The sequence below is a fragment of the Roseovarius arcticus genome (genome assembly GCF_006125015.1).
In the GTDB taxonomy this organism is placed as follows: Bacteria; Pseudomonadota; Alphaproteobacteria; order Rhodobacterales; family Rhodobacteraceae; genus Roseovarius; species Roseovarius arcticus.
In genome coordinates this window covers 914,750-936,231 of record NZ_SZZN01000001.1, presented here as the reverse complement: position 1 = coordinate 936,231, position 21,482 = coordinate 914,750, and the positions used below count along the sequence as shown (strand labels likewise).

The 21,482-nt window shown below is 61.0% G+C and carries 21 protein-coding genes; 6 read left to right on the top strand and 15 right to left on the bottom strand.

Annotated features, from left to right (window positions below):
- Positions 1 to 39: 39 nt before the first annotated feature.
- Both scpA and MK6180000_RS04440 read right to left on the bottom strand, forming a co-directional pair.
- Positions 40 to 2,172, bottom strand: a complete 2,133-nt coding sequence (gene scpA / locus MK6180000_RS04445) for a methylmalonyl-CoA mutase (RefSeq protein ID WP_138933641.1) — start codon at positions 2,170 to 2,172, stop codon at positions 40 to 42.
- The gene (locus MK6180000_RS04440; RefSeq protein WP_138933640.1) at positions 2,120 to 3,079 is read right to left on the bottom strand and encodes a hypothetical protein; all 960 of its coding nucleotides are present in this window, start codon (positions 3,077 to 3,079) and stop codon (positions 2,120 to 2,122) included. Before MK6180000_RS04440 ends, scpA begins: the two co-directional genes overlap by 53 nt.
- 176 nt (positions 3,080 to 3,255) lie before the next feature.
- Here MK6180000_RS04440 and MK6180000_RS04435 point away from each other — a divergent pair, with 176 nt between their 5' ends.
- Positions 3,256 to 3,717, top strand: a complete 462-nt coding sequence (locus tag MK6180000_RS04435) for a DUF4174 domain-containing protein (protein WP_138933639.1) — start codon at positions 3,256 to 3,258, stop codon at positions 3,715 to 3,717.
- A 22-nt stretch (positions 3,718 to 3,739) separates the two neighbouring features.
- On the opposite strand, the gene MK6180000_RS04430 is transcribed toward MK6180000_RS04435, so the two are convergent.
- The 8 genes from MK6180000_RS04430 to MK6180000_RS04400 all read right to left on the bottom strand — a co-directional run bounded on the left by MK6180000_RS04430 (position 3,740) and on the right by MK6180000_RS04400 (position 10,092).
- Positions 3,740 to 4,261 carry a hypothetical protein gene (locus MK6180000_RS04430; protein ID WP_138933638.1) on the bottom strand — a complete coding sequence of 174 codons (522 nt, stop codon included), beginning with the start codon at positions 4,259 to 4,261 and terminating at the stop codon, positions 3,740 to 3,742.
- Between the two features lie 6 nt (positions 4,262 to 4,267).
- Complete coding sequence (locus MK6180000_RS04425) at positions 4,268 to 6,268, bottom strand: acetyl-CoA carboxylase biotin carboxylase subunit (RefSeq protein WP_138933637.1); 2,001 nt, start codon at positions 6,266 to 6,268, stop codon at positions 4,268 to 4,270.
- 100 nt (positions 6,269 to 6,368) lie between these two features.
- Positions 6,369 to 6,590 carry a hypothetical protein gene (locus MK6180000_RS04420; protein ID WP_138933636.1) on the bottom strand — a complete coding sequence of 74 codons (222 nt, stop codon included), beginning with the start codon at positions 6,588 to 6,590 and terminating at the stop codon, positions 6,369 to 6,371.
- A 382-nt stretch (positions 6,591 to 6,972) separates the two neighbouring features.
- Complete coding sequence (locus MK6180000_RS04415; RefSeq protein WP_138933635.1) at positions 6,973 to 7,332, bottom strand: hypothetical protein; 360 nt, start codon at positions 7,330 to 7,332, stop codon at positions 6,973 to 6,975.
- Between the two features lie 96 nt (positions 7,333 to 7,428).
- Positions 7,429 to 7,563, bottom strand: a complete 135-nt coding sequence (locus MK6180000_RS20835; protein ID WP_281283840.1) for a hypothetical protein — start codon at positions 7,561 to 7,563, stop codon at positions 7,429 to 7,431.
- Positions 7,564 to 7,777: 214 nt separating this feature from the next.
- Complete coding sequence (locus MK6180000_RS04410; RefSeq protein WP_138933634.1) at positions 7,778 to 8,101, bottom strand: DUF6497 family protein; 324 nt, start codon at positions 8,099 to 8,101, stop codon at positions 7,778 to 7,780.
- A 71-nt stretch (positions 8,102 to 8,172) separates the two neighbouring features.
- Positions 8,173 to 8,436 carry a DUF7218 family protein gene (locus MK6180000_RS04405; protein ID WP_138933633.1) on the bottom strand — a complete coding sequence of 88 codons (264 nt, stop codon included), beginning with the start codon at positions 8,434 to 8,436 and terminating at the stop codon, positions 8,173 to 8,175.
- A gap of 123 nt (positions 8,437 to 8,559) precedes the next feature.
- Positions 8,560 to 10,092 carry an acyl-CoA carboxylase subunit beta gene (locus tag MK6180000_RS04400; protein WP_138933632.1) on the bottom strand — a complete coding sequence of 511 codons (1,533 nt, stop codon included), beginning with the start codon at positions 10,090 to 10,092 and terminating at the stop codon, positions 8,560 to 8,562.
- A 172-nt stretch (positions 10,093 to 10,264) separates the two neighbouring features.
- Here MK6180000_RS04400 and MK6180000_RS04395 point away from each other — a divergent pair, with 172 nt between their 5' ends.
- The gene (locus MK6180000_RS04395; RefSeq protein WP_138933631.1) at positions 10,265 to 11,494 is read left to right on the top strand and encodes a multidrug effflux MFS transporter; all 1,230 of its coding nucleotides are present in this window, start codon (positions 10,265 to 10,267) and stop codon (positions 11,492 to 11,494) included.
- 40 nt (positions 11,495 to 11,534) lie between these two features.
- Positions 11,535 to 12,923, top strand: a complete 1,389-nt coding sequence (locus MK6180000_RS04390; protein ID WP_138933630.1) for a helix-turn-helix domain-containing protein — start codon at positions 11,535 to 11,537, stop codon at positions 12,921 to 12,923.
- Here MK6180000_RS04390 and MK6180000_RS04385 read toward each other — a convergent pair.
- From MK6180000_RS04385 to betI, 3 genes are all read right to left on the bottom strand, one after another.
- Positions 12,920 to 13,162: an HP1242/YdcH family protein gene (locus MK6180000_RS04385; RefSeq protein WP_138933629.1), complete on the bottom strand. Its 243-nt coding sequence runs from the start codon at positions 13,160 to 13,162 to the stop codon at positions 12,920 to 12,922. The genes MK6180000_RS04390 and MK6180000_RS04385 overlap by 4 nt on opposite strands.
- 80 nt (positions 13,163 to 13,242) lie before the next feature.
- Positions 13,243 to 14,757, bottom strand: coding sequence for a choline-sulfatase (betC, locus tag MK6180000_RS04380; protein WP_138933628.1), 1,515 nt, complete (start codon positions 14,755 to 14,757; stop codon positions 13,243 to 13,245).
- Positions 14,754 to 15,347 (bottom strand): choline-binding transcriptional repressor BetI, encoded by a 594-nt coding sequence (gene betI, locus MK6180000_RS04375; RefSeq protein ID WP_138936334.1) that lies wholly within the window; start codon positions 15,345 to 15,347, stop codon positions 14,754 to 14,756. The genes betC and betI overlap by 4 nt, the downstream gene beginning before the upstream one ends.
- 334 nt (positions 15,348 to 15,681) lie before the next feature.
- On the opposite strand from betI, the gene MK6180000_RS04370 reads away from it, so the two are divergent.
- Both MK6180000_RS04370 and MK6180000_RS04365 read left to right on the top strand, forming a co-directional pair.
- Positions 15,682 to 17,238 (top strand): ABC transporter substrate-binding protein, encoded by a 1,557-nt coding sequence (locus MK6180000_RS04370; protein ID WP_138933627.1) that lies wholly within the window; start codon positions 15,682 to 15,684, stop codon positions 17,236 to 17,238.
- A gap of 174 nt (positions 17,239 to 17,412) precedes the next feature.
- Entirely contained in the window at positions 17,413 to 18,105 is a 693-nt protein-coding gene (locus tag MK6180000_RS04365) for a dimethylsulfonioproprionate lyase family protein (RefSeq protein WP_138933626.1), read from the top strand.
- Between the two features lie 7 nt (positions 18,106 to 18,112).
- Here the strand turns inward: MK6180000_RS04365 and MK6180000_RS04360 are convergent, their stop codons facing one another.
- Together MK6180000_RS04360 and MK6180000_RS04355 are read right to left on the bottom strand one after the other, a co-directional pair.
- Complete coding sequence (locus MK6180000_RS04360) at positions 18,113 to 19,030, bottom strand: DMT family transporter (RefSeq protein ID WP_246040428.1); 918 nt, start codon at positions 19,028 to 19,030, stop codon at positions 18,113 to 18,115.
- Between the two features lie 75 nt (positions 19,031 to 19,105).
- A complete protein-coding gene (locus tag MK6180000_RS04355) occupies positions 19,106 to 20,053 on the bottom strand; it encodes an energy transducer TonB family protein (RefSeq protein ID WP_138933625.1) in 948 nt (315 codons plus the stop codon).
- Between the two features lie 174 nt (positions 20,054 to 20,227).
- Here MK6180000_RS04355 and MK6180000_RS04350 point away from each other — a divergent pair, with 174 nt between their 5' ends.
- Positions 20,228 to 21,382 carry an alpha-hydroxy acid oxidase gene (locus MK6180000_RS04350; protein ID WP_138936332.1) on the top strand — a complete coding sequence of 385 codons (1,155 nt, stop codon included), beginning with the start codon at positions 20,228 to 20,230 and terminating at the stop codon, positions 21,380 to 21,382.
- The last annotated feature ends 100 nt before the right edge of the window (positions 21,383 to 21,482 follow it).

The window sequence follows — 21,482 nt, the reverse complement described above, 5'->3', positions numbered from 1 at the left end:
CGGCGGGCGCGCCACCCGCGCGCGCCCGTCCGGTCACCGCTACCCCCGCGCGTCGCGGATCATCTGCAATATTTCCAGTGCGGCACTAGGAATATTTGTCCCCGGTCCAAAAATCGCCTTCACACCAGCGTTTTTCAGGAATTCGTAATCCCCTTGAGGGATCACACCCCCGCAAACAACCAAAATTTCGCCCGCGCCTTGCGCGCGCAGCGCCTCAATCAGCTTGGGGGCCAATGTCTTGTGGCCTGCTGCCTGACTACTGATGCCGATGACGTGCACGTCGTTGTCCATCGCATCTTGTGCTGCCTCCTCGGGCGTTTGAAATAGCGGGCCAACATCGACGTCAAATCCAATGTCGGCGAACGCCGTCGCGATCACTTTGGCCCCCCGATCATGGCCGTCTTGGCCCATCTTTACCACCAGCATCCGGGGGCGGCGCCCTTCCTCTTCGGCGAAATCCTCGACCGATTTTTGGATAGCTTCAAAGCCTTCGTCGCCAGCGTAAGCAGCGCCATAGACGCCTGCCAGAGTTTTGACTTCGGCGCGGTGGCGGCCGAATACCTTCTCCATGCTCATTGATATCTCGCCTACTGTTGCGCGGGCGCGCGCTGCCTCGACAGCCGCCTCCAGCAAATTACCACCCTCCCGTGCGCGGCGCTCTAACTCGTCTAGCGCCTTCGTACAGGCATTTTCGTCCCGCGATGCACGGATGCTCTTCAGCCGGGCGATCTGGCTATCGCGCACCTTGGTGTTGTCGATGCTGAGCAGATCAATGGGATCCTCGCTGTCACGGCGATATTTGTTGACGCCTACGATCACTTCGGTGCCGCGGTCGATCATCGCCTGCCGCGTAGCTGCCGATTCCTCAATGCGCAGCTTGGGCATACCGCTGGCGACGGCCTTGGTCATACCCCCCATCTCCTCGACTTCGTCCATCAGAGCCCACGCCTTTTCAGCCAGTTCGGCTGTCAGGCTCTCGACATAATAGCTGCCAGCCAGTGGGTCGACGACGGCGGTGATGCCCGTTTCCTCTTGCAAGATCAGTTGGGTATTGCGGGCAATGCGCGCGCTGAATTCAGTCGGCAAGGCCATCGCCTCGTCCAGCGCATTGGTGTGCAGCGATTGTGTGCCGCCCAAGACAGCACTCATCGCCTCATAAGCGGTGCGCACGACGTTGTTGTAGGGGTCCTGCTCTTGCAAGCTGACGCCCGAGGTCTGGCAGTGCGTTCGCAGCATTTTGGAGCGTTCGTTCTGCGCACCGAACTCTGTCATGATGCGGTGCCACAGCAGGCGTGCGGCGCGCAGCTTGGCCGCCTCCATAAAGAAGTTCATCCCAATGGCGAAAAAGAAGCTGAGACGCCCGGCGAATTTGTCGACGTCCATTCCCGCCTCGATCGCTGCGCGCACGTATTCGCGCCCATCAGCGAGGGTATAGGCAAGCTCTTGCACCAGGTTCGCGCCAGCCTCCTGCATGTGATAGCCTGAGATGGAAATAGAGTTGAACTTTGGCATCCCATCCGAGGTATATTCGATGATGTCGCTGATAATTCTCATGCTGGGCTGCGGCGGATAGACATAGGTGTTGCGCACCATGAATTCCTTGAGGATGTCGTTCTGAATCGTTCCCGAGAGAAGGGATTTGTCATGCCCCTGCTCTTCGCCCGCGACGATAAAACTGGCGAGAATCGGGATGACCGCACCGTTCATCGTCATGCTGACGCTGACCTGGTCCAACGGGATCTGGTCAAAAAGGATCTTCATGTCCTCAACCGAATCGATGGCGACGCCGGCCTTGCCAACATCACCCTCGACGCGGGGATGATCGCTGTCATAACCCCGGTGGGTGGCCAGATCGAAGGCTACCGATACGCCCTGCTGCCCCGCCGCCAGATTACTGCGGTAAAACGCGTTAGATTCCTCGGCTGTCGAAAATCCGGCATATTGCCGGATCGTCCAGCGGCGTCCCGCATACATTGTCGCCTTGACCCCGCGGGTGAATGGCGCGGCGCCGGGGATGCTGCCCATATGCGCCAGCCCGTCAGTATCGTCGGCCGTATATAATGGCTTTACATCAATGCCTTCTATCGTGTGCCACGTCAGGTCATCCAGAGGCCGCCCTTTAAGCTCCGCCTCGGCCAGCTTGCGCCAATCGTCTTGCACCTTCTTGGTCATGTTCTTGTCCTCTTGTCTGGACGATGATCGGCGGTGTTCGCCCCGCCTGATCCTGTCCGTGTTCCTCTATCAATGTTGCCAGACCATCCGCACCAGCGCGTAGCCAATAAAGATCGTCGGCATAAGCCTCGCGTAGGGCCGCGCATTCCTCGCGGCCAAAGGGCTGCCACAGACCGTGGCCCTGGGGCAGCAACGCCGGATCGCTGCCACGCTCCATCAGTGCTGCGCGCAACGCAGGCAAATCCGGCGAGCGGTTCAGCCACTCTCGTGCATGGGCGCGCGGCATGTCGGCGCAGTTCAGCATCAAGGCTAGCCGCCGTTCTGGGACGGATGCAAACATCTCGTGCGGCATCACCATCAGGTGTGCCTCTGGCAATGCACAGGCCAGATCGATGATGACATCGCGCCAGTTGCGCGTGCTGGCCGCTATATGTGCAAGCTGCACTCGCGACGGTAGCTGCGCACCACGCGCAACCGCGAAGGCTATGTTCGAAGCCCACCATGCATCCTGCGCCCGCACCGATATCACAGCGCGCACCGCCCGGCCGCTTAGGGCGTCGCAATAGCGTGCCATCCGCTCGCCGATACCGGGATATAAACGCATGTCTCGCAGATTGCGGCGCGGCGCACCGATCATATTCTCGTCCGAGATGATCAGATGCTGAATTCCCGTCTCTTCGGCCTTGGCAATAGCCAGCGCGATCCGTCCTTTTGCACGTGCCGCTTGCTTTGCTGCGGTCATCGGACCGGGACTGGGAAATATGCCCTCCAGCAACCCCATGCGCGTCTGCTGCGGTCCCCAAAAGCCGATGCCAGACGCAGCGAGGCGCACTGCGTTCTTGCGCATATACCATTGAAAGCTCGTCGAGGCGCATCGATGCGCTCCCAGATGCAGCGTAATTTCCATGTCTTGGCCCGCCTTTCGCTATGACACCGGGCCACGCAGGGTGGCGCCGGGATGTGTAAGCATGGCTAATGTGCAATCCTGACAATGGAATTAACGCAGGTCTTTGTGCGAAAGACGTAATCTTTCGTATCGCAATCCCCCGGGCGCCGCTTATATTATGGCGTATAGGAGAACCAATGAAACTAATACTTCCCTTTGTTTTCGCTTGCCTTTTCACCCTTCCGGTCGCTGCCCAGCAGGCCTCGGAAGGGTCCTCTGATGTGGTTGCATCCGAGGTGTTTATTGAGGGTACAAACGTTGATTTGAAGCAATTTCTATGGATAAAAAGGCCCCTCGTCGTCTTTGCCGACAGCCCAAATGATCCGCAGTTCATCCGCCAGATGGAGTTGCTTAACGCCCGGCTGAGCGCGCTGGCCGAGCGAGACGTCGTTATCTTGACCGACACCGATCCCGGTTCAGGTAGTGCGCTACGTGATCGGCTACATCCGCGTGGTTTCATGCTTGTGCTGATCGTCAAGGACGGCACGATATACCTGCGCAAACCGCTGCCGTGGGATGTGCGGGAGATTACCCGAACTATAGATAAGCTGCCCATGCGCCAGCAGGAGATCAACGACCGCCGCGCAGGCGGCAGCTGAGGTATGGCGCTCGCCCGCGGCATCATTTCGCCCCCATGGCGGCTATCAGCAGACCCGCATCCACATCCATCAGCGCCAAAATCCGGCGATCATGGCCCACCAGCAGCACGGCGCGCGGATTGACCAGCGCGGCGGCAAACGCGCCTTGAACGTCGCTGTCCATACAAACGCGCCCCTCCAGCCCGGCCATCCGCATCGTCATCCCAGCGCTGCGGTCTGCCTGCATCAGTTCCAGCATGGCAGCATCCGGGGTAAGACTTGTGTCGTCTATCGCTACTGCTGCATTACCGCGCAGGACCATCGCGGCCTCCTGCACGCTGGTCGCCACCCGCATCCGCGAGGCAATGCGCCCGTCGACCACATCAAAGAGGCCCGCCGCACAGCCGCGCGTAGCCTCGAAGGCCACTGTATCGCCCAAAGGCACCCATTCGGCCAACATCGTGCGCATTTCCGCCTCACTCGCCCGCTTGCAACCAGCAATGGCAAGCAGCAACGCGCAGACCAATGAAGCGCGGCCGAAGGGGATGGACGCGGCAAAGCGCATGATGATCTATTCGAACTCCATAATGACTTCATCGACCGCCAGGCTATCGCCCGGTTCTGCATTGACGACACTGACGATACCACTGCGCTCGGCCCGCAGGATATTTTCCATTTTCATAGCCTCAACAGTGCATAGCGCCTGCCCGTCCTGCACTTCATCACCGGCAGCCACGTTCATTTTGACCAAAAGGCCGGGCATCGGGCAAAGCAGCATCTTGGACGTGTCGGGCGGCTGTTTTTCTGGCATCCGCGCGGCTAGCTCGGCCTGACGCGGCGTGCGGACATGCACCCTTAGGTCCGCGCCTCGGCACCGGATGCGAAAGCCGCCTGAGACTTTGCCGACCTTCAGCACCAGCGGCGTGCCGTCCACCTCCAGGCGTGCCAGCGAATTGCCCGGCGTCCAGTCGCTGGCCACCTCGACGGCGCCGCCATCTGCGAACGTCACGGTGGCCCCACCGCGCCGGGCTTTTATGCTCACGTCGAGGCTGGTCCCCTGCAGCGCGACATTCCAGTCGTCGCCCACCTTGCGCTCATGATTGTCCATTGTCCCCGAAATGCGCGTGCGCCGGATTTCGGCGACACGGTGCATCGCGGCGCAGGACGCAGCGACGCGGCGCAACGTTGCATCGTCCAGCGTCGCCCCCTCAAAGCCGCCCTCATATTCCTCAGCGATAAAGGCCGTGGTGATATTGCCAGACACGAATTTGGGATGGTCCATCACAGCAGACAGGAACGGCAGGTTATGTCCGATGCCCTCAACTTCAAAACTGTCGAGCGCGGCGCGCATCCCCTCGATCGCGGCCATGCGGTCCGGCCCCCAAGTGCACAACTTGGCAATCATCGGGTCGTAGAACATGCTGATCTCGCCGCCCTCATAAACGCCGGTATCGTTGCGCACTATGGCACCTTCCACGCGCACCTCCTCTGGGGGGCGGTAGCGGGTCAGCCGACCGATTGACGGCAGGAAGTTGCGATAAGGGTCTTCGGCATAAAGGCGGCACTCCATCGCCCAGCCATTCAGCTTCACGTCCTTTTGCGACAGGCTAAGCGCCTCTCCGTTTGCGACGCGGATCATCTGCTCGACCAGATCAACGCCGGTGATCAGCTCTGTCACAGGATGCTCGACCTGCAAGCGCGTGTTCATCTCAAGAAAGTAGAATTTCCGGTCGCCGTCGACGATGAATTCGACCGTGCCAGCGCTGGTGTAGTCGACGGCCTGCGCCAGCGCGACGGCTTGCTCACCCATCGCCTTGCGCGTTTCTTCATCTAAAAATGGGCTGGGCGCCTCTTCGATGACTTTCTGGTTGCGGCGTTGAATGCTGCACTCACGCTCGCCCAGATAGATTCCATTGCCGTGGCTGTCGCACAGCACCTGAATTTCGATGTGGCGGGGCTGCGTCACGAACTTCTCGATGAAAATCCTGTCATCGCCAAAGCTGCTGGCCGCCTCGCTCTTGGAGCTTTCAAACCCCTCACGCGCCTCGTCGTCGTTCCAAGCGATACGCATGCCCTTGCCACCGCCGCCGGCGCTGGCCTTGATCATCACCGGATAGCCGACCTGGTTCGATATTTTGACTGCGTCCTCGGCATCCTCAATCAGCCCCATATAGCCGGGCACCGTGTTAACGCCCGCCTCCTGCGCCAGTTTTTTCGACGTGATCTTGTCGCCCATCGCCTCAATGGCCTTTTTGGGCGGCCCGATAAAGGCGACGCCTTCGGCCTCCAACGCCTCGGCAAACTTGGCGTTTTCAGACAAGAAGCCATAGCCCGGATGCACGGCCTCTGCACCGGTCTGGCGAACGGCGTCCATCACCTTGTCTATGACGATGTACGATTCATTGGCAGGCGCGGGGCCGATATGCACCGCCTCGTCTGCCATGCGCACATGCAGCGCATTGCGGTCAGCGTCCGAATAAATAGCGACGGTCTGGATGCCCATCTGCTTCGCGGTCTTGATGACGCGGCAGGCGATTTCGCCGCGGTTGGCGATCAGGATCTTCTTGAACATGGGCATGTCCCCTTAATTGCGTGCGATAAACGAAAAGGACCATCCGTGCATAATGGCACGGATGGTCCAATCAGATGGAGCCGTTGCCTTGCGGCGAGTGTTAGGTGCAGCGTTCTGGAAAGGCCTGACAGAAGGCGACGTTGCCGGCAGCGCCGACCACGGCGCCAGCCGCCAAATTGGTACCCAGCACGGCCGACCCGGCCACGCCTGCACCCGCACCGATGAGGCCCTGCTTGCCGATCGTGTCGCCGCAGGCCGCGATGGCCGACAGGATGATGATCGCCAATACAGCTTTAGGTTGTCTTTTGATTGCTCTGAGCATTTTATGCTGCCTCTTTTTTTATCTGCGCTTTGCGCAAGCATATCAGAGGGCAGAATCGCGTCTGCGTCAAAGCCGAACGTGCGGCCAACGCGCATTTGCGCAAGCTTTTGCCTATAGGCACAAGCACTTGCATCAACGCGAAAAAAAGGCGGCGTGCGCAAAGGTGCGCGACGCCGCCTGTCAGGGGAAGGGTAACGGTTTGGACATGGTGCCCCGGACCCTTGGGGAAGGCCCGCCACTACACTCTTGAAGCTGACAGCATCACCACTCTCGGCCAAGGGGATTTGGGCGCGCATACAATTATCGGCTGTATTCCGCGCAAGCGTGCACGCCATGGGCAATTTCATGCCAAGCGCGGTGCGCGGCGAGTGCACAGGCGCGCTCATGCTTCCTCCTCCTCGTCGAAAGCGGCGGGGAAAGCGCGGCGCGCTGCCTCTACATCCAACACCAGAAGTGCCTCGTAATCCGTGGGATCGAACGGGTCGGACACCGTTAGCACCTCGCGACCCAGCAGCCATGACAGGCGTCCAGCGTCCAGATTGCCCCGCTCAAACGGCTCATCCCCAAAGCATTGATAAATTGCGCGGACAAAGCCGGTATCGGCACGCCGGTCAGGCGTGCGCCGGTCAGCATACCGCTCGCGCCGGGTCAGCGGCGTAGCGCCCTTTGGATTGGCGCGGCGGATAGTGAATTGAAAATCGGTACTCGGCAATCTGCCGGGAAACCCGCGATGTTTGATCATGTCAGGCCCTCCGAAACAGGGCGCTGGAGCGGGATAAAGCATTGGATCGAGACAGGCCGCGCGGCCTGCCTCGGTATTACATTCCGAAAGTTCGGATTAGTACTTACCAGTCTGAACGGGCTCGACCGTGACCGGCTCGACAACCACGTAATCGTCCTCGGGTGCCTGCTGGCAAGCCGAGACGGCAACGAGCAGACCGAGAGCCATAAAACCTTTGATAGCATTCGACATTGAATTCTCCTGTCACTTTTTGAAGGCGGGATTGGGCACACGCCCAGCCCCCACCGGATCTTCGAGGTATGGATTGCTTGGGTGCAATCCCCTGTAAGAATAGATGAGTTTTTTTCCAAGCGATACGTAATTGAGCGAATGACGCGCCTATGTGGCACCAAAGCCTCACAAAGCCGTGAGGGTGAGAAATGCCGCGCAAGATATTGTGGACGCATCAAAATGCCTCCCAGATGCAGGTCGTTCTATCGATGGTAAATGCCTCAAAGCTTTGGCTGACATCAGAATTTAAAATGCCAAACTCGGTTTCACGGTCAGCCAATGATACCGTGACATGCTGCGGGGCATCACTTCCCCCGGCCAGCACCAACGCATTGTTTTGGCAAAGAAACGTCATGTCGGCCAACAGCGCTTCTGGCTCCAGCGCGCTCGGGTCAAACTTGGCCGAGACGTATCTCAGGCGAACCTCATCGCTGCCCTGCCCAATCACCTCGTACAAGTAGGCCTGCCCGCCCGATGGCAGGTGAATATCGTTCTGCATATCGTTCTGTGCCGATGCAGCCTGAGGCGTAACCAGCCAGAGACACCCAACGGCGCAAGTTGCGCGCAAGGCTAATGATTGCGCAGCGCCTCGATAAGCTGATCTTTGCTCATGTCCGAGCGTCCGTCGATTCCGATCTCTTGCGCGCGCGAATACAGATCTTCCTTGGACCACTCCTCGTAGGGCGGCGCCTTGCCACCCTTGCGGGACGGATGCTGATCCGGATTCGCCTGCGCATTCGCAATACGTGCGGCCTTCTCCTTGGACGCGCCCTGATCCCGCAGCGCCTCGTAGGTGTCCGCGTCCTTGATGCTGGGGTTTTTCGATTTGGCCATGACCTGCCTCCCTACACTGCCCGAACGCAGGCAGGCCGCACGCGGTTCCCGCAACGGTTGCGAGGCCAAGGCCGATCCGTCCGGTTTCCCCTGCGATTTGCATTGATGGCTCTGGCACTTGCATCACAGCGGTATGTTGTCGTGCTTTTTCCACGGCATTGTCGCCTCTTTTCCGCGCAGCGAGGCAAAGGCGCGCGCAACGCGTTTGCGGGTCGTGCTGGGCATGATGACCTCGTCCACAAAGCCCCTTTCGGCGGCAACGAACGGGCTAGCAAAACGGTCCTCATAATCTTTGGCGTGGCCGGCCAGCTTGTCGGCGTTGCCGCGATCGGCGCGGTGGATAATCTCGGTCGCGCCCTTGGCGCCCATCACCGCGATCTCTGACGTCGGCCACGCATAGTTGAAATCGCCGTTCAGATGCTTGGACGACATGACCACGTAGGCGCCGCCATAGGCCTTGCGCGTGATAACCGTCACCTTGGGCACCGTCGCCTCGCCATAAGCAAAGAGCAGCTTGGCACCGTGCTTGATCACACCGTTATATTCCTGCGTGACGCCGGGCAGAAAGCCGGGCACATCGACCAGCGTAAGCAGCGGAATTTCAAAGCAATCGCAGAACCGCACAAAGCGCGCTGCCTTGCGCGAGCTGTCGATATCCAGACATCCGGCCAGCACCATCGGCTGGTTTGCGACAACACCAACGGTCTGGCCTTCTATCCGGATAAAACCGGTGATCATGTTCTTTGCAAACTCGGCCTGAATTTCGTAAAAGTCGCCCTCATCGGCCAACTTTTCGATCAATTCCTTCATGTCATAAGGCATGTTAGGATTGTCGGGAATAAGCGTATCCAGCGACTTTTCGATCCGATCCGGCGCGTCAAAGAATGGGCGGACGGGGGCCTTCTCGCGGTTCGATGACGGCAGGAAGTCGACAAGTCGGCGCACCTCGGCCAGCGCTTCCACGTCATTTTCGAACGCGCCGTCGGCGACCGAAGATTTGCGCGTATGCGTTGTTGCGCCGCCCAGTTCCTCGGCGGTCACTTGTTCGTTCGTCACAGTCTTGACCACATCGGGGCCGGTTACGAACATATAGCTGCTGTCCTTCACCATAAAGATAAAGTCGGTCATCGCCGGGCTATAGACCGCCCCGCCCGCGCATGGCCCCATGATAAGGCTGATCTGCGGCACGACGCCCGATGCTGTGATGTTGCGCTGAAAGACCTCGCCATAGCCTGCCAAGCTATCGACACCCTCTTGAATACGCGCGCCGCCAGAATCGTTTATGCCGATCACAGGCGCGCCGTTTTGCACCGCCATATCCATGATCTTGCAAATCTTTTTTGCGTGCGTTTCGGACACCGATCCGCCCAGCACGGTAAAGTCCTGCGAAAAGAGATAGACGAGCCGCCCGTTGATCGTGCCCCAGCCAGTGACAACGCCGTCGCCGTAGGGCCGGTCCTTTTCCATGCCGAAATCAGTACAGCGATGTGCGACGAACATGTCGAACTCCTCAAAGCTGCCCTCGTCCAGCAAAAGCTCCACCCGCTCGCGCGCGGTCAGCTTGCCCTTGGAGTGCTGCGCTTCGACGCGGCGCGCGCCGCCGCCCATGCGCGCCTCAGCGCGGCGATCCTCGAGTTCCTGCAAGATGTCCTTCATGGCGCCCTCCGCTAATGGGTTTTACGCAGGCTATACCGCATACGGGGCCGTGCAACAGCGAATTTTGGCAAATTTGCAAATCCCAGCGGTGACACCAACCGTGTTTTGCAAATTTGAATATACCTCGCCCCTCTGCATGGACTTTGCTGCAATGCACGCCTAGCCACTGCACATGCCTAATCCCACCCGAGCCATTTTTCTCAATCGCCGCACGCCGCCGCACATCGCCACGTTGATCCTGATGACGGGGATGTCGGCGCTGGCGTTGAACATCTTTTTGCCGTCACTGCCGAACATGGCCACCTATTTCGATGCGCCGTACCGCACCATGCAATTGTCGGTCGCGCTGTACCTTGCGGTTAATGCGGTGCTGCAAATCCTCGTCGGGCCAATTTCGGACAAGCTGGGCCGCCGGCCAGTGATCCTGACCGGAATTGCGATCTTCATCCTCGCCAGCATTGGCTGCGCGTTGGCACAGACCGCGGTCGTCTTTCTGGCGTTTCGCATGGTGCAGGCCAGCATCGTTGTCGCCATGGTCCTTAGCCGCGCGGTCGTGCGTGACATGGTGCCGCAAAATCAAGCCGCCAGCATGATTGGGTATGTCACGATGGGCATGGCCGTGGTGCCGATGGTCGGTCCCAGCTTTGGCGGCATGCTGGAGCAGGCCCTGGGATGGCAGGCGAATTTCTGGCTACTCGCGGGGTTGGGCACTATAATATTCTGGCTGACATGGGCCGATCTGGGCGAGACGGCAAAGGGCAGCGGGCTGAGCTTGGCCCAGCAATTTCGCGAGTATCCGGTGCTATGCGCCTCGCCACGCTTTTGGGGATATGCGGGCGCGGCGGCACTCTCGTCGGGGGCGTTTTTCGCCTATCTCGGCGGCGCGCCATACGTGGGCGATCACGTCTTTGGCCTCGCGCCGCACGAAATCGGATTTTACTTTGGCGCGCCAGCTGCGGGCTATTTTGCGGGCAATTACCTGTCGGGCCGCTATTCCGAGCAGGTCGGCGTCAACCGCATGGTATACTGGGGCACTTTGGCAAACGCGATTGGCATCGCAATGAACCTTGGCCTGTTCTACGCCGGCTTTGGCAGTGCCATTACCTTTTTCGGGCTGATGATGTTGATGGGCCTTGGCAACGGTATGACCATCCCCAATGCTACTGCGGGCGCGCTTTCGGTCCGTCCCGATCTGGCCGGCACGGCCAGCGGGCTGGCAGGGGCGTTGATGATTGGCGGCGGCGCTGCGCTGTCGGCGCTGGCAGGGACGTGGCTGACACCCACATCGGGGGCCTTTCCGCTGCTGTGGATCATGCTGCTCGTATCGCTTGGCGCGGTAGTGACCATTTTGCTGGTGATGCGGCGTGAGGCACGGCTTGCGCGTACGGATTTGCAAATATAGCCTGACGGTCAAGCTAACTTGCAAACAATGAGCGCGCATTATGGCGACCAAAAAACTATATGCCGGTGCCAAGCTGCGCGAGACGCGCCAGCGCGTCGGCCTCACACAAAAGGATTTCGCTGCGCAGCTTGGCGTCTCCCTGCCCTATTTAAACCAGATGGAGAATAACAACCGCCCCGTAAGCACGACCGTTGTGCTGGCTCTGGCGCAGGAGTTTGGTTTTGACGTAACGCAGCTCGCCTCGGGCGAGGCCGAGCGCATGACCAGCGATATGCGTGAGGCGTTGGCCGATCCGGTGTTCTCAGGCATGCCCGGCCTTGCCGATCTGCGGCTGGTCGCCGCCAATGCGCCCGCGCTGGCCCGGGCATTTCTGGAATTGCACAGCGCCTATCGCCGGACAAACGAACGCCTCGCCTCGCTGGACGAGGCACTCGGCACCGGCGACGCGCAAACACCGCAAAGCCCGTGGACCGAAGTGCGCGATTTCTTTCACTATTGCGATAACTACATCGACGCCGTTGACCGCGCCGCCGAAGGTTTGGGTAACACCAGCAGCAATACGCAAGAGTGCGCGGTAGAAGCCTTGGGGCAGATCGGTGTCACAGTAGTCGACAGCGAGGATGGCCCGCTGCGACGCCTAGACCGGGCGACCGGCACACTACACCTGTCGTCCCGCGCACCGCCTGAAACCCGCACATTTCAGATGTTGCTGCAACTGGCGCTGCTGACGCAAGACAAACTGCTGGAGGCGACGCTGGATTTGGCCCGGTTCCACTCGGGCGAGGCCCGCGCCATCGCCAAAATCGGGCTGGCCAACTACTATGCCGGTGCCGCGCTGATGCCCTACGCCGCCTTTTTGCAAGCGGCGCGCGACTGCCGACATGATCTGGAGATCCTCGCCCACCGTTTTGGCGCGTCGATCGAACAGGTGTGCCACCGCCTGTCGACCTTGCAACGCCCCGGCGCCAAGGGCATTCCGTTTTTCTTTGTTCGCGTCGATCAGGCAGGCACGATTACCAAGCGTCACTCGGCCACGCGGATGCAATTCGCCCGCTATGGCGGCGCCTGCCCGCTGTGGAATGTGCACCGGGCCTTTGAAACTCCGGGCCGTTTCCTGCGCCAGTTGGCCGAGACGCCAGACGGCGTGCGCTACATCAACCTGGCGCGCGACGTGTCGAAACCGGGCGGCCATTTCGGCGCGCCTGTGCGCCGCTTTGCTATCGCGCTAGGCTGCGAGGTCCGGCACGCGCCCGCGCTGGTCTATGCCGACACACTGGATCTAAGCAGCCCGGCCGCATTTGAGCCTATCGGGATATCATGCCGTATCTGCGAGCGCACAAACTGCCACCAACGCTCCATCCCGCCGCTGGAGAGGCGGTTGACCATTCGGCCTGATGCGCGCGGCGTGCTGCCCTATGAGGTGGGCTAGGCTTCCTTGGTCAACATGCCATAGATCTCGTCCTTGAGCGCGGCCCGCTTGCGGCGCACTTCGCTCTCGGCCAGCTCGTCCATGGGCGCGACGTTCGTCTCGGCTCTGTGGACGGTGCGGTTCACCTCGTCATACTCGTTTGACAGCTTGGCGAAATGGGCATTTGACTGCTCCATCTGCGCGATCTTCTCGGCCTTGTCGGGGAATTCCGCGCTTAGTTGGTGGGGCACATGGGTCATCTGCGTCTATCCTTATATTGCAGGTTACGCCGATTTTGCCCGGACTCCACCGCGCGCGCATTGATCCCGATCAACTTTTACTACTCCCCGCGCGGAAACCTTGCGTTTTCCTCGACCACGTTCAGGTCCATATGGTTGCGCATATATTGCTCTGACGCCTTTTTCAGTGGCTGGTAATCCCATGGGTAATACCCGCCCTCGCGCAGCGCCTCATAAACCACCCAGCGCCGTGCCTGGCTTTCGCGAATGGCGGCATCAAACGCCTCCAGATCCCAGCGCGCATCCGCCATGTCGCTGAAACGCTTCAGTGTGGCTGCGTTTGCCGGATCATCCGCTAGATTGCGCAGTTCATGCGGATCGGCGTCCAGATCGAACAGCTGATCAGGGTCAAGCGTGCAGCGATTGAACTTCCATTGATCCTGCCTCAGCGAAACCAGCGGCGCATATGACGCCTCGGCGGCGTATTCCATCGCCACCGGAGCCTCGCGGACCTGCCCCTGCCCCAGCGGAACAAGCGTTTCGCCCGCGACCCACGGGGCGATCTCCTCCATCGACACGCCGGCCAGATCGCACAGCGTTGGACAGACGTCGATATTGCTGACCGGCGCATCGACGCGCCCCGGCGCCATACCCGGCGCGGCAATCATCAGCGGTACGCGCGATGAGCCCTCAAAGAAGCTCATTTTGAACCACAGCCCCCGCTCACCCAGCATATCGCCGTGGTCCGACACAAACAGAATAATGGTGTCCTCGGTCTGGCGCGTGCCATCCAGCGCCTCCATCACTTCGCCAATTTTGGCGTCGACATAGCTGATATTGGCAAAATAGGCGCGGCGGGCGCGGGATATATGCTCGTCCGTGATGTCAAAGCTGCGCCAGTCATTTGCATCGAATATGCGCTGGGAGTGCGGATCGTGATCGGCGTAGTCCATCGCCGGAACCGGCGGCAGCAGATGCTCGCAATCCTCATAGAAATCCCAGTATTTGCGGCGCGCTACATAGGGATCATGCGGATGGGTAAAGCTGACGGTCAGGCACCAAGGCCGATCGTCCTGGCTGCGCGCCAGATCATATACCTTGCGCGTAGCATGATAAGCGACCTCGTCGTCATAATCCATCTCATAGGTGATTTCGGCCACCCCTGCACCGGTGACACTGCCCATGTTGTGATACCACCACTCAATCCGCTCGCCCGGCTTGCGATAGTCGGGTGTCCAGCCGAAATCGGCAGGATAGATATCGGTCGTCAGGCGCTCCTCAAACCCGTGCATCTGGTCGGGGCCGACAAAATGCATCTTGCCCGAAAGGCAGGTCTGGTATCCCGCGCGCCGCAGGTGATGCGCGTATGTTGGGATATCGGCGGCAAATTCGGCGGCATTGTCGTAAACCCGGCTGCGCGAGGGCAGCAGCCCGGACATGAAACTAGCGCGCCCCGGCGCACATAGAGGGCTGGCGGTATAGGCATTGGCGAACCGGGTAGAACGGGCCGCGAGACGCTTGAGATTGGGCACATGCAGCCAATCGGCCGGGCCATCGGGGAAAAGGGTGCCGTTCAGCTGATCAACCATGAAAATCAGAATGTTGGGGCGGCTCATGCGGTGGCTCCTTGAATGGGTATGTGGGGTTTATCGTCCAGCGCCAACGCAACATAATGCAGCAGCGTTTCGATGGACTGCGCCGAGATATCGCCAGCGGCGCCCGATGCGTGGCGGCAATATAGCCCGTCGATCATCGCCGCGACGCCGCGTGCCAGAATGTCGGCGCGCGCCGGAACCAACAGTGCAAAGGCATAATGCAGGTTCGACTGAAGGCGGCGGTGATAGATGTCCAGCAGGCGCGCTGTTTCGGGCGACTTGCGGGCCTGCACGTAGAAGTTCAGCCAAGCCGAAATATGCTCGGGCCGTGTGCTCATCGCGGTAAAGCTGGCCCGTATGATCGCCTCGATTCGCGCGCGGGGCGTTGGCGCCATGATCAGCGCGCCGCGCACCTGCGCCGCATATAGCGTGAGGATATGGCGCATTGAGGCCGCGAATATCTGCTCTTTCGAGCCAAAATAATGATGTGCCAGTCCGGGCGACATGCCAGCCCGCCGTGCGATCTGGGCTACGGTCACGTCCATCGACCCTTGCGCGCCGATCTCATGGATCGTGGCGCTGACCAGCGCGGCGCGGCGGATCGGCTCCATTCCCAGCTTGGGCACAACGCCCCCCTCTTCCAAGTCATGCAAGCGTCATTTCGGCGCTACTGGTTTTTTATTGACTCGTCAATCAATAACCCCAATGCTTCGCAAATAAGCGTCATCCCCGCTCAGCTCCGCGATATAGGTTGCAACAGGGCATGGCGGCATCATAACGTCTGTTGGCGTATATCAGCCCGCCGGCCCAGTCAGGTCAGCGCAGGCGCCGAACCCCGGTAGCCGCATACGCCGAACAAAGCCGGGACCAAGGCACAATCACCGCGCATATGCGGCAGGACAAAGTAAAAAAGACCTTGAGAGAAACGATAAAAGGGAGACTTCTATGTCGCTAACTACAAACGGCCGCTTCGACCGTCGCGGATTTCTGAAAACGACCGCGCTTGGCGCCGTCGCCGCAGCGCTGCCCTTCGGCGGCGCGATGGCCGCAACGCCCAAAAAGGGCGGCAACATTCGCGTCGGCAAGGGCCACGGCCAGACAACCGACACGCTAAACCCCGGCGTCTGGGACAACGGCTATGTGATCGCGCTGACCTTCGCCAAGGACGGCCACCTCACCGAGGTTCTGGCCGATGGCTCGGTCGGGCCGGAACTTGCCGAAAGCTGGGAAGCGTCGCCAGATGCCAAGGTCTGGCGCTTTAAGATCCGCAGCGGCGTCACCTTCCACTCGGGCAAGGACGTGACCCCTGACGATGTCGTCGCATCAATCAATTTCCACCGCGGCGAAGAGTCTGCCTCGGCAGCTACCCCCATCGTTGCGCCCATCCAGGACATCACGGTTGAGGGCGACACCGTCGTCTTTACGCTGGATGGCGGCAATGCCGACTTCCCATTCATCCTTAGCGATTATCATCTGCCCATCCTGCCCGCTGCGGAAGGCAGCATCGACTGGAAATCCGGCGATGGCTGCGGCAGCTACAAGCTCAAATCGTTCAAGCCGGGCATCACGACCATCCTAGAGCGCAACGAGAACCACTGGCGCGACGACGTCGCATGGTTCGATACAATCGAGATGCTGTCACTGACAGACCAGAACGCGCGCACCACTGCGCTGGTATCTGGCGACGTCGACGCCGTCGACAAACTGGACCTCAAGACCATCGGCCTCTTGGCGCGCAACCCCGATCTGGATATCAGCTCGATCGCGGGCACGCAGCACTACACCTTTGCCATGTCAGCCAATCAAGCGCCCTATGACGACAACAACGTGCGCCTTGCGATGAAGTACGCGATCAACCGCGAGGAGTTGGTCGAAAAGATCCTGTTTGGCTACGGCTCGGTCGGAAATGACATGCCAATCGGCTCTGGGCAGCAGTACTACAACACCGAGTTGGAGCAAAAGACCTACGACCCGGACAAGGCAAAGTTCCACCTCAAAGAGGCCGGCCTCGACTCGCTTGAGGTCAGCCTTTCGGCCTCGGATGCCGCCTTTGCGGGCGCTGTCGATGCTGCCACGCTGTATCAGAACTCGGCCAAGGACGCGGGCATCAACATCAAGGTCGTGCGCGAGCCGAACGATGGCTACTGGTCCGACGTATGGATGAAAAAGCCATTTTCTGCGGTCTATTGGGGCGGTCGCCCGGTGCAGGATCAGATGTTCTCCACCGCCTATACATGCGGCGCGGACTGGAACGACGGCTTCTGGTGCAACGAGAAGTTTGACACCCTGCTGACCGAGGCACGCGCCGAACTGGACGAGGCCAAGCGCAAGCAGCAATATTTCGAGTTGCAGGAGATTGTCAGCACCCAAGGCGCAATCATTATCCCGATGTTCGCCAACTACGTCTTTGCCGCGACCAAGAAAATTGGCAAGCCGGAGGCCGTCGCGTCCAACTGGGACATGGACGGCGAACGCTGGGCCGAGCGTTGGTGGTTTGTCTAAGCCAGCCACGCAAGGCGCGTGTATAGGTGCCAAGCGATGAAACTGGATGCCGCCGGACACGCAAGTTCGGCGGCATTTTTCATTTGCGGGGCTCCCGGCGCGTCCAAAACACTTGCGACAGGTGCGGTCTTCGTGCTTGAAATTTCGTAAGCCTAAATTTGCGAGACGATGCTTATGACCGACGCGGCAGCCCCCACTTCACCCGCGCCCTGCCTGATGGATTGCCCCGACTGGCTGTATCTGCTGCGCGAGTTCGACGCGCTCTATCGGCAGGGATCGGATGGGGGCAGCGCGGCGATCCGCAGCCATCGCAAGCGGGTGCGCGATGCGCTGTCCGCGACAATCACGGCGAATCCGCCGATTGAGCCACGCGCGCCCTGCGCACGCCCCGTTACGGCCCACCTGGCCCGCGCCCTTGATCTGGGCGAGCGTGCGGCAATGCAGGGGATGGCCCGCGCCCTGCGAGAGGTGCGCGGCGCGCTGACTTGGGAATACGGCTACGACCAGATGCCAAAGGCACTGGCGCGCAAATATGCGTTCTGCGAAATCCTCGGCCCAAAGGGGCCGGTCCAGTCGGATCGGCTAAACCTGGGGTTCGTGCTATTCGCACCCAGCACGACCTATCCGCAGCATAGCCACGAGGATATCGAGGAAAGCTACATTTCAATCGCGGGTGCGTGGTCGGAAAACAACGCGGCTGTCTATTCGCCCGGATCGCTGATTTTTAATCGCTCTGGCGCGGAACATCGTATCACCACCGGTGACCGCGATCCCTGCCTGCTGGCGTATGCATGGGTCGGCCCCGCCGCGCGCCTTGCCGCACCGGGGATGAAGCTAAGTCCGACGCGCAGGCCGATAGCTCCGTAGACGGCGCTCAAACCTTTGTCGCAGTGCTGACTGGCGTGCTTAGCGGCTTGCTTCCGCGCCGCTTTAGCAGCGCCTCGCGCCATGTGATAAAGCTGACCGAGCCGACAATGACCAGCCCGCCCAGCACGACGTAGGGGTCTATCGCCTCGCCAAAGACCAGCGTGCCCAGCAGGACCGCCCAGACCAGTTGCAGAAACGTCATCGGCTGCGTCACCGACATTGGCGCCGCGCGGAAGGCGAGCATCATCGTGTAGTGCCCAGCCGTCGCCAGCACGGCCACAGCCGTTAGCGTCGCCAGTTCCAGCCATGTCGGCTGGACCCAGTTCAGCGCGGCAAAGGGCGCGAGGCCAACGGTCACGGTTAGCGACAGCATGGCTACGACGACCATGGGCGACACCTTGCCCGTCGCCACCTTGGCCAACAGGTAAGATATGCCAAAGCTGAAAGCCGTCAGAAGCATCGCCAAATGCCCCGGTCCCACCTCGCGCAGGCCGGGCCGCAGGATGATCACCGCACCCAGGAGCGCAACAAGGATCGCAATCAAGCGCCGCAGCGCCAGACGCTCGCCCAGAAACAGCGCAGCGCCGATAGTGACGTAGATGGGCGACAGATAGTTCATGGCAGTCACGTCCGCGAGGGGGATATGTGCCATAGCGTAGAACCACATCGCAACGCCAATGGTATGGACCGCGCCGCGCCCGAAGAACACAGCCCAAAGGCGCGGGCTGATCGCCGCGCGCCGGATCGCCGGGATGACAGGAATCAACAGCACGAGGCCCAGCGCATAGCGCAAGAACGCAGTTTCCGCCGCAGGCAGGCGCGCGCCAATCGTCTTGACCAGCGCTGTTACCCCGACAAAAAGGATGCCCGTGACAACCATCCAGAATATGCCCCAGCCGGGCCCTGCGTTTTCTTCGCTGTCCATGCCTGACTAGAGAGGCGATTGCGCCCGGAATGTCTAGGGCGATCTGGCACTTGTGTTGGGCATAGCTGCTGTGCCTCAACGGCCCTTGATGTTAATGGTGAAACTTCGTTGCGCCCCGGGCGGCGGTTGTGGGAACGGTGCGGCGCTCTGGATCATACTGAGGGCCGCGCGGTCAAGCTGGGCCGAGCCTGAGCTACTCGCGATGCGCACCCCGCCCAGCGCACCGCTGGCGGCAACGGTGAATGCCACCACAGCCGTGCCGCGCGAGGTAGAGCGCGGGCGCGGCACACGCGATATTTTGCGCATTACCGTGCCGGGATAATTGCTGGCCGCCGCATTGCCAGTTGCCTGCGGCGTTTGCCCAGCCGATCCACTGGCCGTCGCTTTGGTCTCGGCGCGCCCTGTCGCGGCACCTGCGGCGGCATTCTGGCTCGCGTTGCCGCGCGTGGCGGGCTGCACCTTGGGTGCGGGCTTCGCATTGGCTGGCCGTTTGGGCTCTGGCTTTGGCGGGGGGGCAGGCTTGACGCGTTCATGCGCTAGCTCAAATGCCGCGCTGCGCCGCTTTGGCCGCAGCGAATGGCTCACTGCCGGGTCGGCCTCGTCCGGCAACAGAACCTCTTCGGGTAGGATCGGCTGCGCTGTCGGCACATCCGGGCTGAGCGTCTCAATCCGCAGTGCGGGTCTGGGAACAGGCGCACGCGCCGCGATATCTGCCCTTGGCGACCTCTCAGCAGCGAGACGCTGGATAGGTTGCACCTGCTCGGCGATCTCTGGCGTCAGCGGCGCGGCGACCTGCCTTGCTGCGTCCACCGGAACGGGTTGCGCGACATCGGTCGCCGCGTTCGCCTTTAACGTACCCGCGGCCATATCGGCAAAGCTAGTACCCATCCGCGCCTCGGGCGCGCCGGTTCCGCCTTCAATCTCGACCTCGGCGTCCCGCATCAGCGCCATAGCCAGCGCGCCATGTAGCAGTATTGCCGCCACGACGGCACCAACCTGAACACTGCGCGATGCGGCGATCATGGCGCATATCTGCTGATCTGGATGCAAGCCATATGGCTTCCCTTCATGACGCGGACCACGGTTCTGACCCAGCACAACACACATTCTACCACCACAAACGGGCACCGTGCGCAATGGTGCGATAGGCGCGTGCTTGCCTTATGGCGCTGGACAAGCGCGCACCCCCTGCGCCAAATGCACGCCATGAGCCTTGATGCAAAATACCCCGCCCTCAGCGACCTAAAGGCCCGCGCCCAGCGGCGCCTGCCCCGTTTTGTCTGGGAATATCTCGACAGTGGAACGGGGTCCGAACAGGCGCGCCGCGCCGGGCCGGACGCCCTGCAACAGATAGAACTCATGCCCTCGATCCTTCACGGCGAAATTACGCCCGATTTGGGCACGACCCTCTTGGGCCAGTCGCACCCCCTGCCCTTCGGCATAGGCCCGGTTGGGATGTCCGGTCTGATCTGGCCCGATGCGGAGCGGCATCTGGCCCGCGCCGCCGCTGTTGCAGGCATCCCCTATACCCTGTCCACCGTCGCCGCTCAGGCGCCCGAGGATATCGGGCCACTGGCCGGGAATCATGCATGGTTTCAGCTATATCCGCCGCGTGATGAGGCGATCCGCCTCGACATGCTGGCCCGCGCCCGCGCGGCGGGGTTCAAGGTGCTGGTCCTGACCGTCGATGTGCCGGTGGCCTCGCGCCGCGAACGTCAGACCCGGTCGGGCCTGACGCAGCCGCCGCGCCTGACCCCGCGCCTTATAACGCAGATCGCGGGGCGGCCCGCATGGGCGATGGGCATGGCGCGGATGGGCCTGCCCCGGATGCGCCTGATCGATAGTTATGCAGGCGATACCAGTGGCTTGCCCTCGACCGCCCATGCTGGGTACCTGCTGCGGACATCGCCAGACCGCGCCTATCTGGACTGGCTGCGCGCCCATTGGGACGGCCCGCTGGTGGTCAAGGGTGTGCTGGACCCCGCAGATGTGCCCATGCTGGAGGCCGCAGGTGTCGACGCAATCTGGATCAGCAACCACGGAGGTCGCCAATTCGACGGCGCGCCAGCAACGGTGCGCCAGTTGCCGCTCATTCGCCGCGCGACGGACCTGCCGCTGATCTTTGACGGCGGCGTGACGGGCGGGCTCGATATCCTGCGCGCGCTGGCGCTGGGGGCGGATTTCGTGATGATGGCCCGGCCATGGCACTATGCGCTGGCCGCTCTCGGCCCCGACGGACCTGCGCATCTGGCGCGTATCCTTGCCGCCGATATGACGTCAAATATGGGCCAACTGGGCGCGCGCCGCCTTGCCGATCTGCCGGGACGGTTGATCGGCGGGCCTGCGATGTAGCGAATGTCGCAAAGGGTGGCATAAGATGGCGCATTCCTTGCGCGAATGCTACGCGCTGGCTGCACAGTCAGAAAAAAGTTGCGCTGCGCTGCGGCAATTC

What these genes read in the sequence shown, in the direction of transcription:
- scpA (WP_138933641.1), bottom strand. Translation starts at nt 2,172, where the DNA reads ATGACCAAGAAGGTGCAAGACGATTGGCGCAAGCTGGCCGAGGCGGAG.
- MK6180000_RS04440 (WP_138933640.1), bottom strand. Translation starts at nt 3,079, where the DNA reads ATGGAAATTACGCTGCATCTGGGAGCGCATCGATGCGCCTCGACGAGC.
- MK6180000_RS04435 (WP_138933639.1), top strand. Translation starts at nt 3,256, where the DNA reads ATGAAACTAATACTTCCCTTTGTTTTCGCTTGCCTTTTCACCCTTCCG.
- MK6180000_RS04430 (WP_138933638.1), bottom strand. Translation starts at nt 4,261, where the DNA reads ATGCGCTTTGCCGCGTCCATCCCCTTCGGCCGCGCTTCATTGGTCTGC.
- MK6180000_RS04425 (WP_138933637.1), bottom strand. Translation starts at nt 6,268, where the DNA reads ATGTTCAAGAAGATCCTGATCGCCAACCGCGGCGAAATCGCCTGCCGC.
- MK6180000_RS04420 (WP_138933636.1), bottom strand. Translation starts at nt 6,590, where the DNA reads ATGCTCAGAGCAATCAAAAGACAACCTAAAGCTGTATTGGCGATCATC.
- MK6180000_RS04415 (WP_138933635.1), bottom strand. Translation starts at nt 7,332, where the DNA reads ATGATCAAACATCGCGGGTTTCCCGGCAGATTGCCGAGTACCGATTTT.
- MK6180000_RS20835 (WP_281283840.1), bottom strand. Translation starts at nt 7,563, where the DNA reads ATGTCGAATGCTATCAAAGGTTTTATGGCTCTCGGTCTGCTCGTTGCC.
- MK6180000_RS04410 (WP_138933634.1), bottom strand. Translation starts at nt 8,101, where the DNA reads ATGCAGAACGATATTCACCTGCCATCGGGCGGGCAGGCCTACTTGTAC.
- MK6180000_RS04405 (WP_138933633.1), bottom strand. Translation starts at nt 8,436, where the DNA reads ATGGCCAAATCGAAAAACCCCAGCATCAAGGACGCGGACACCTACGAG.
- MK6180000_RS04400 (WP_138933632.1), bottom strand. Translation starts at nt 10,092, where the DNA reads ATGAAGGACATCTTGCAGGAACTCGAGGATCGCCGCGCTGAGGCGCGC.
- MK6180000_RS04395 (WP_138933631.1), top strand. Translation starts at nt 10,265, where the DNA reads ATGCCTAATCCCACCCGAGCCATTTTTCTCAATCGCCGCACGCCGCCG.
- MK6180000_RS04390 (WP_138933630.1), top strand. Translation starts at nt 11,535, where the DNA reads ATGGCGACCAAAAAACTATATGCCGGTGCCAAGCTGCGCGAGACGCGC.
- MK6180000_RS04385 (WP_138933629.1), bottom strand. Translation starts at nt 13,162, where the DNA reads ATGACCCATGTGCCCCACCAACTAAGCGCGGAATTCCCCGACAAGGCC.
- betC (WP_138933628.1), bottom strand. Translation starts at nt 14,757, where the DNA reads ATGAGCCGCCCCAACATTCTGATTTTCATGGTTGATCAGCTGAACGGC.
- betI (WP_138936334.1), bottom strand. Translation starts at nt 15,347, where the DNA reads ATGGAGCCGATCCGCCGCGCCGCGCTGGTCAGCGCCACGATCCATGAG.
- MK6180000_RS04370 (WP_138933627.1), top strand. Translation starts at nt 15,682, where the DNA reads ATGTCGCTAACTACAAACGGCCGCTTCGACCGTCGCGGATTTCTGAAA.
- MK6180000_RS04365 (WP_138933626.1), top strand. Translation starts at nt 17,413, where the DNA reads ATGACCGACGCGGCAGCCCCCACTTCACCCGCGCCCTGCCTGATGGAT.
- MK6180000_RS04360 (WP_246040428.1), bottom strand. Translation starts at nt 19,030, where the DNA reads ATGGACAGCGAAGAAAACGCAGGGCCCGGCTGGGGCATATTCTGGATG.
- MK6180000_RS04355 (WP_138933625.1), bottom strand. Translation starts at nt 20,053, where the DNA reads ATGATCGCCGCATCGCGCAGTGTTCAGGTTGGTGCCGTCGTGGCGGCA.
- MK6180000_RS04350 (WP_138936332.1), top strand. Translation starts at nt 20,228, where the DNA reads ATGCACGCCATGAGCCTTGATGCAAAATACCCCGCCCTCAGCGACCTA.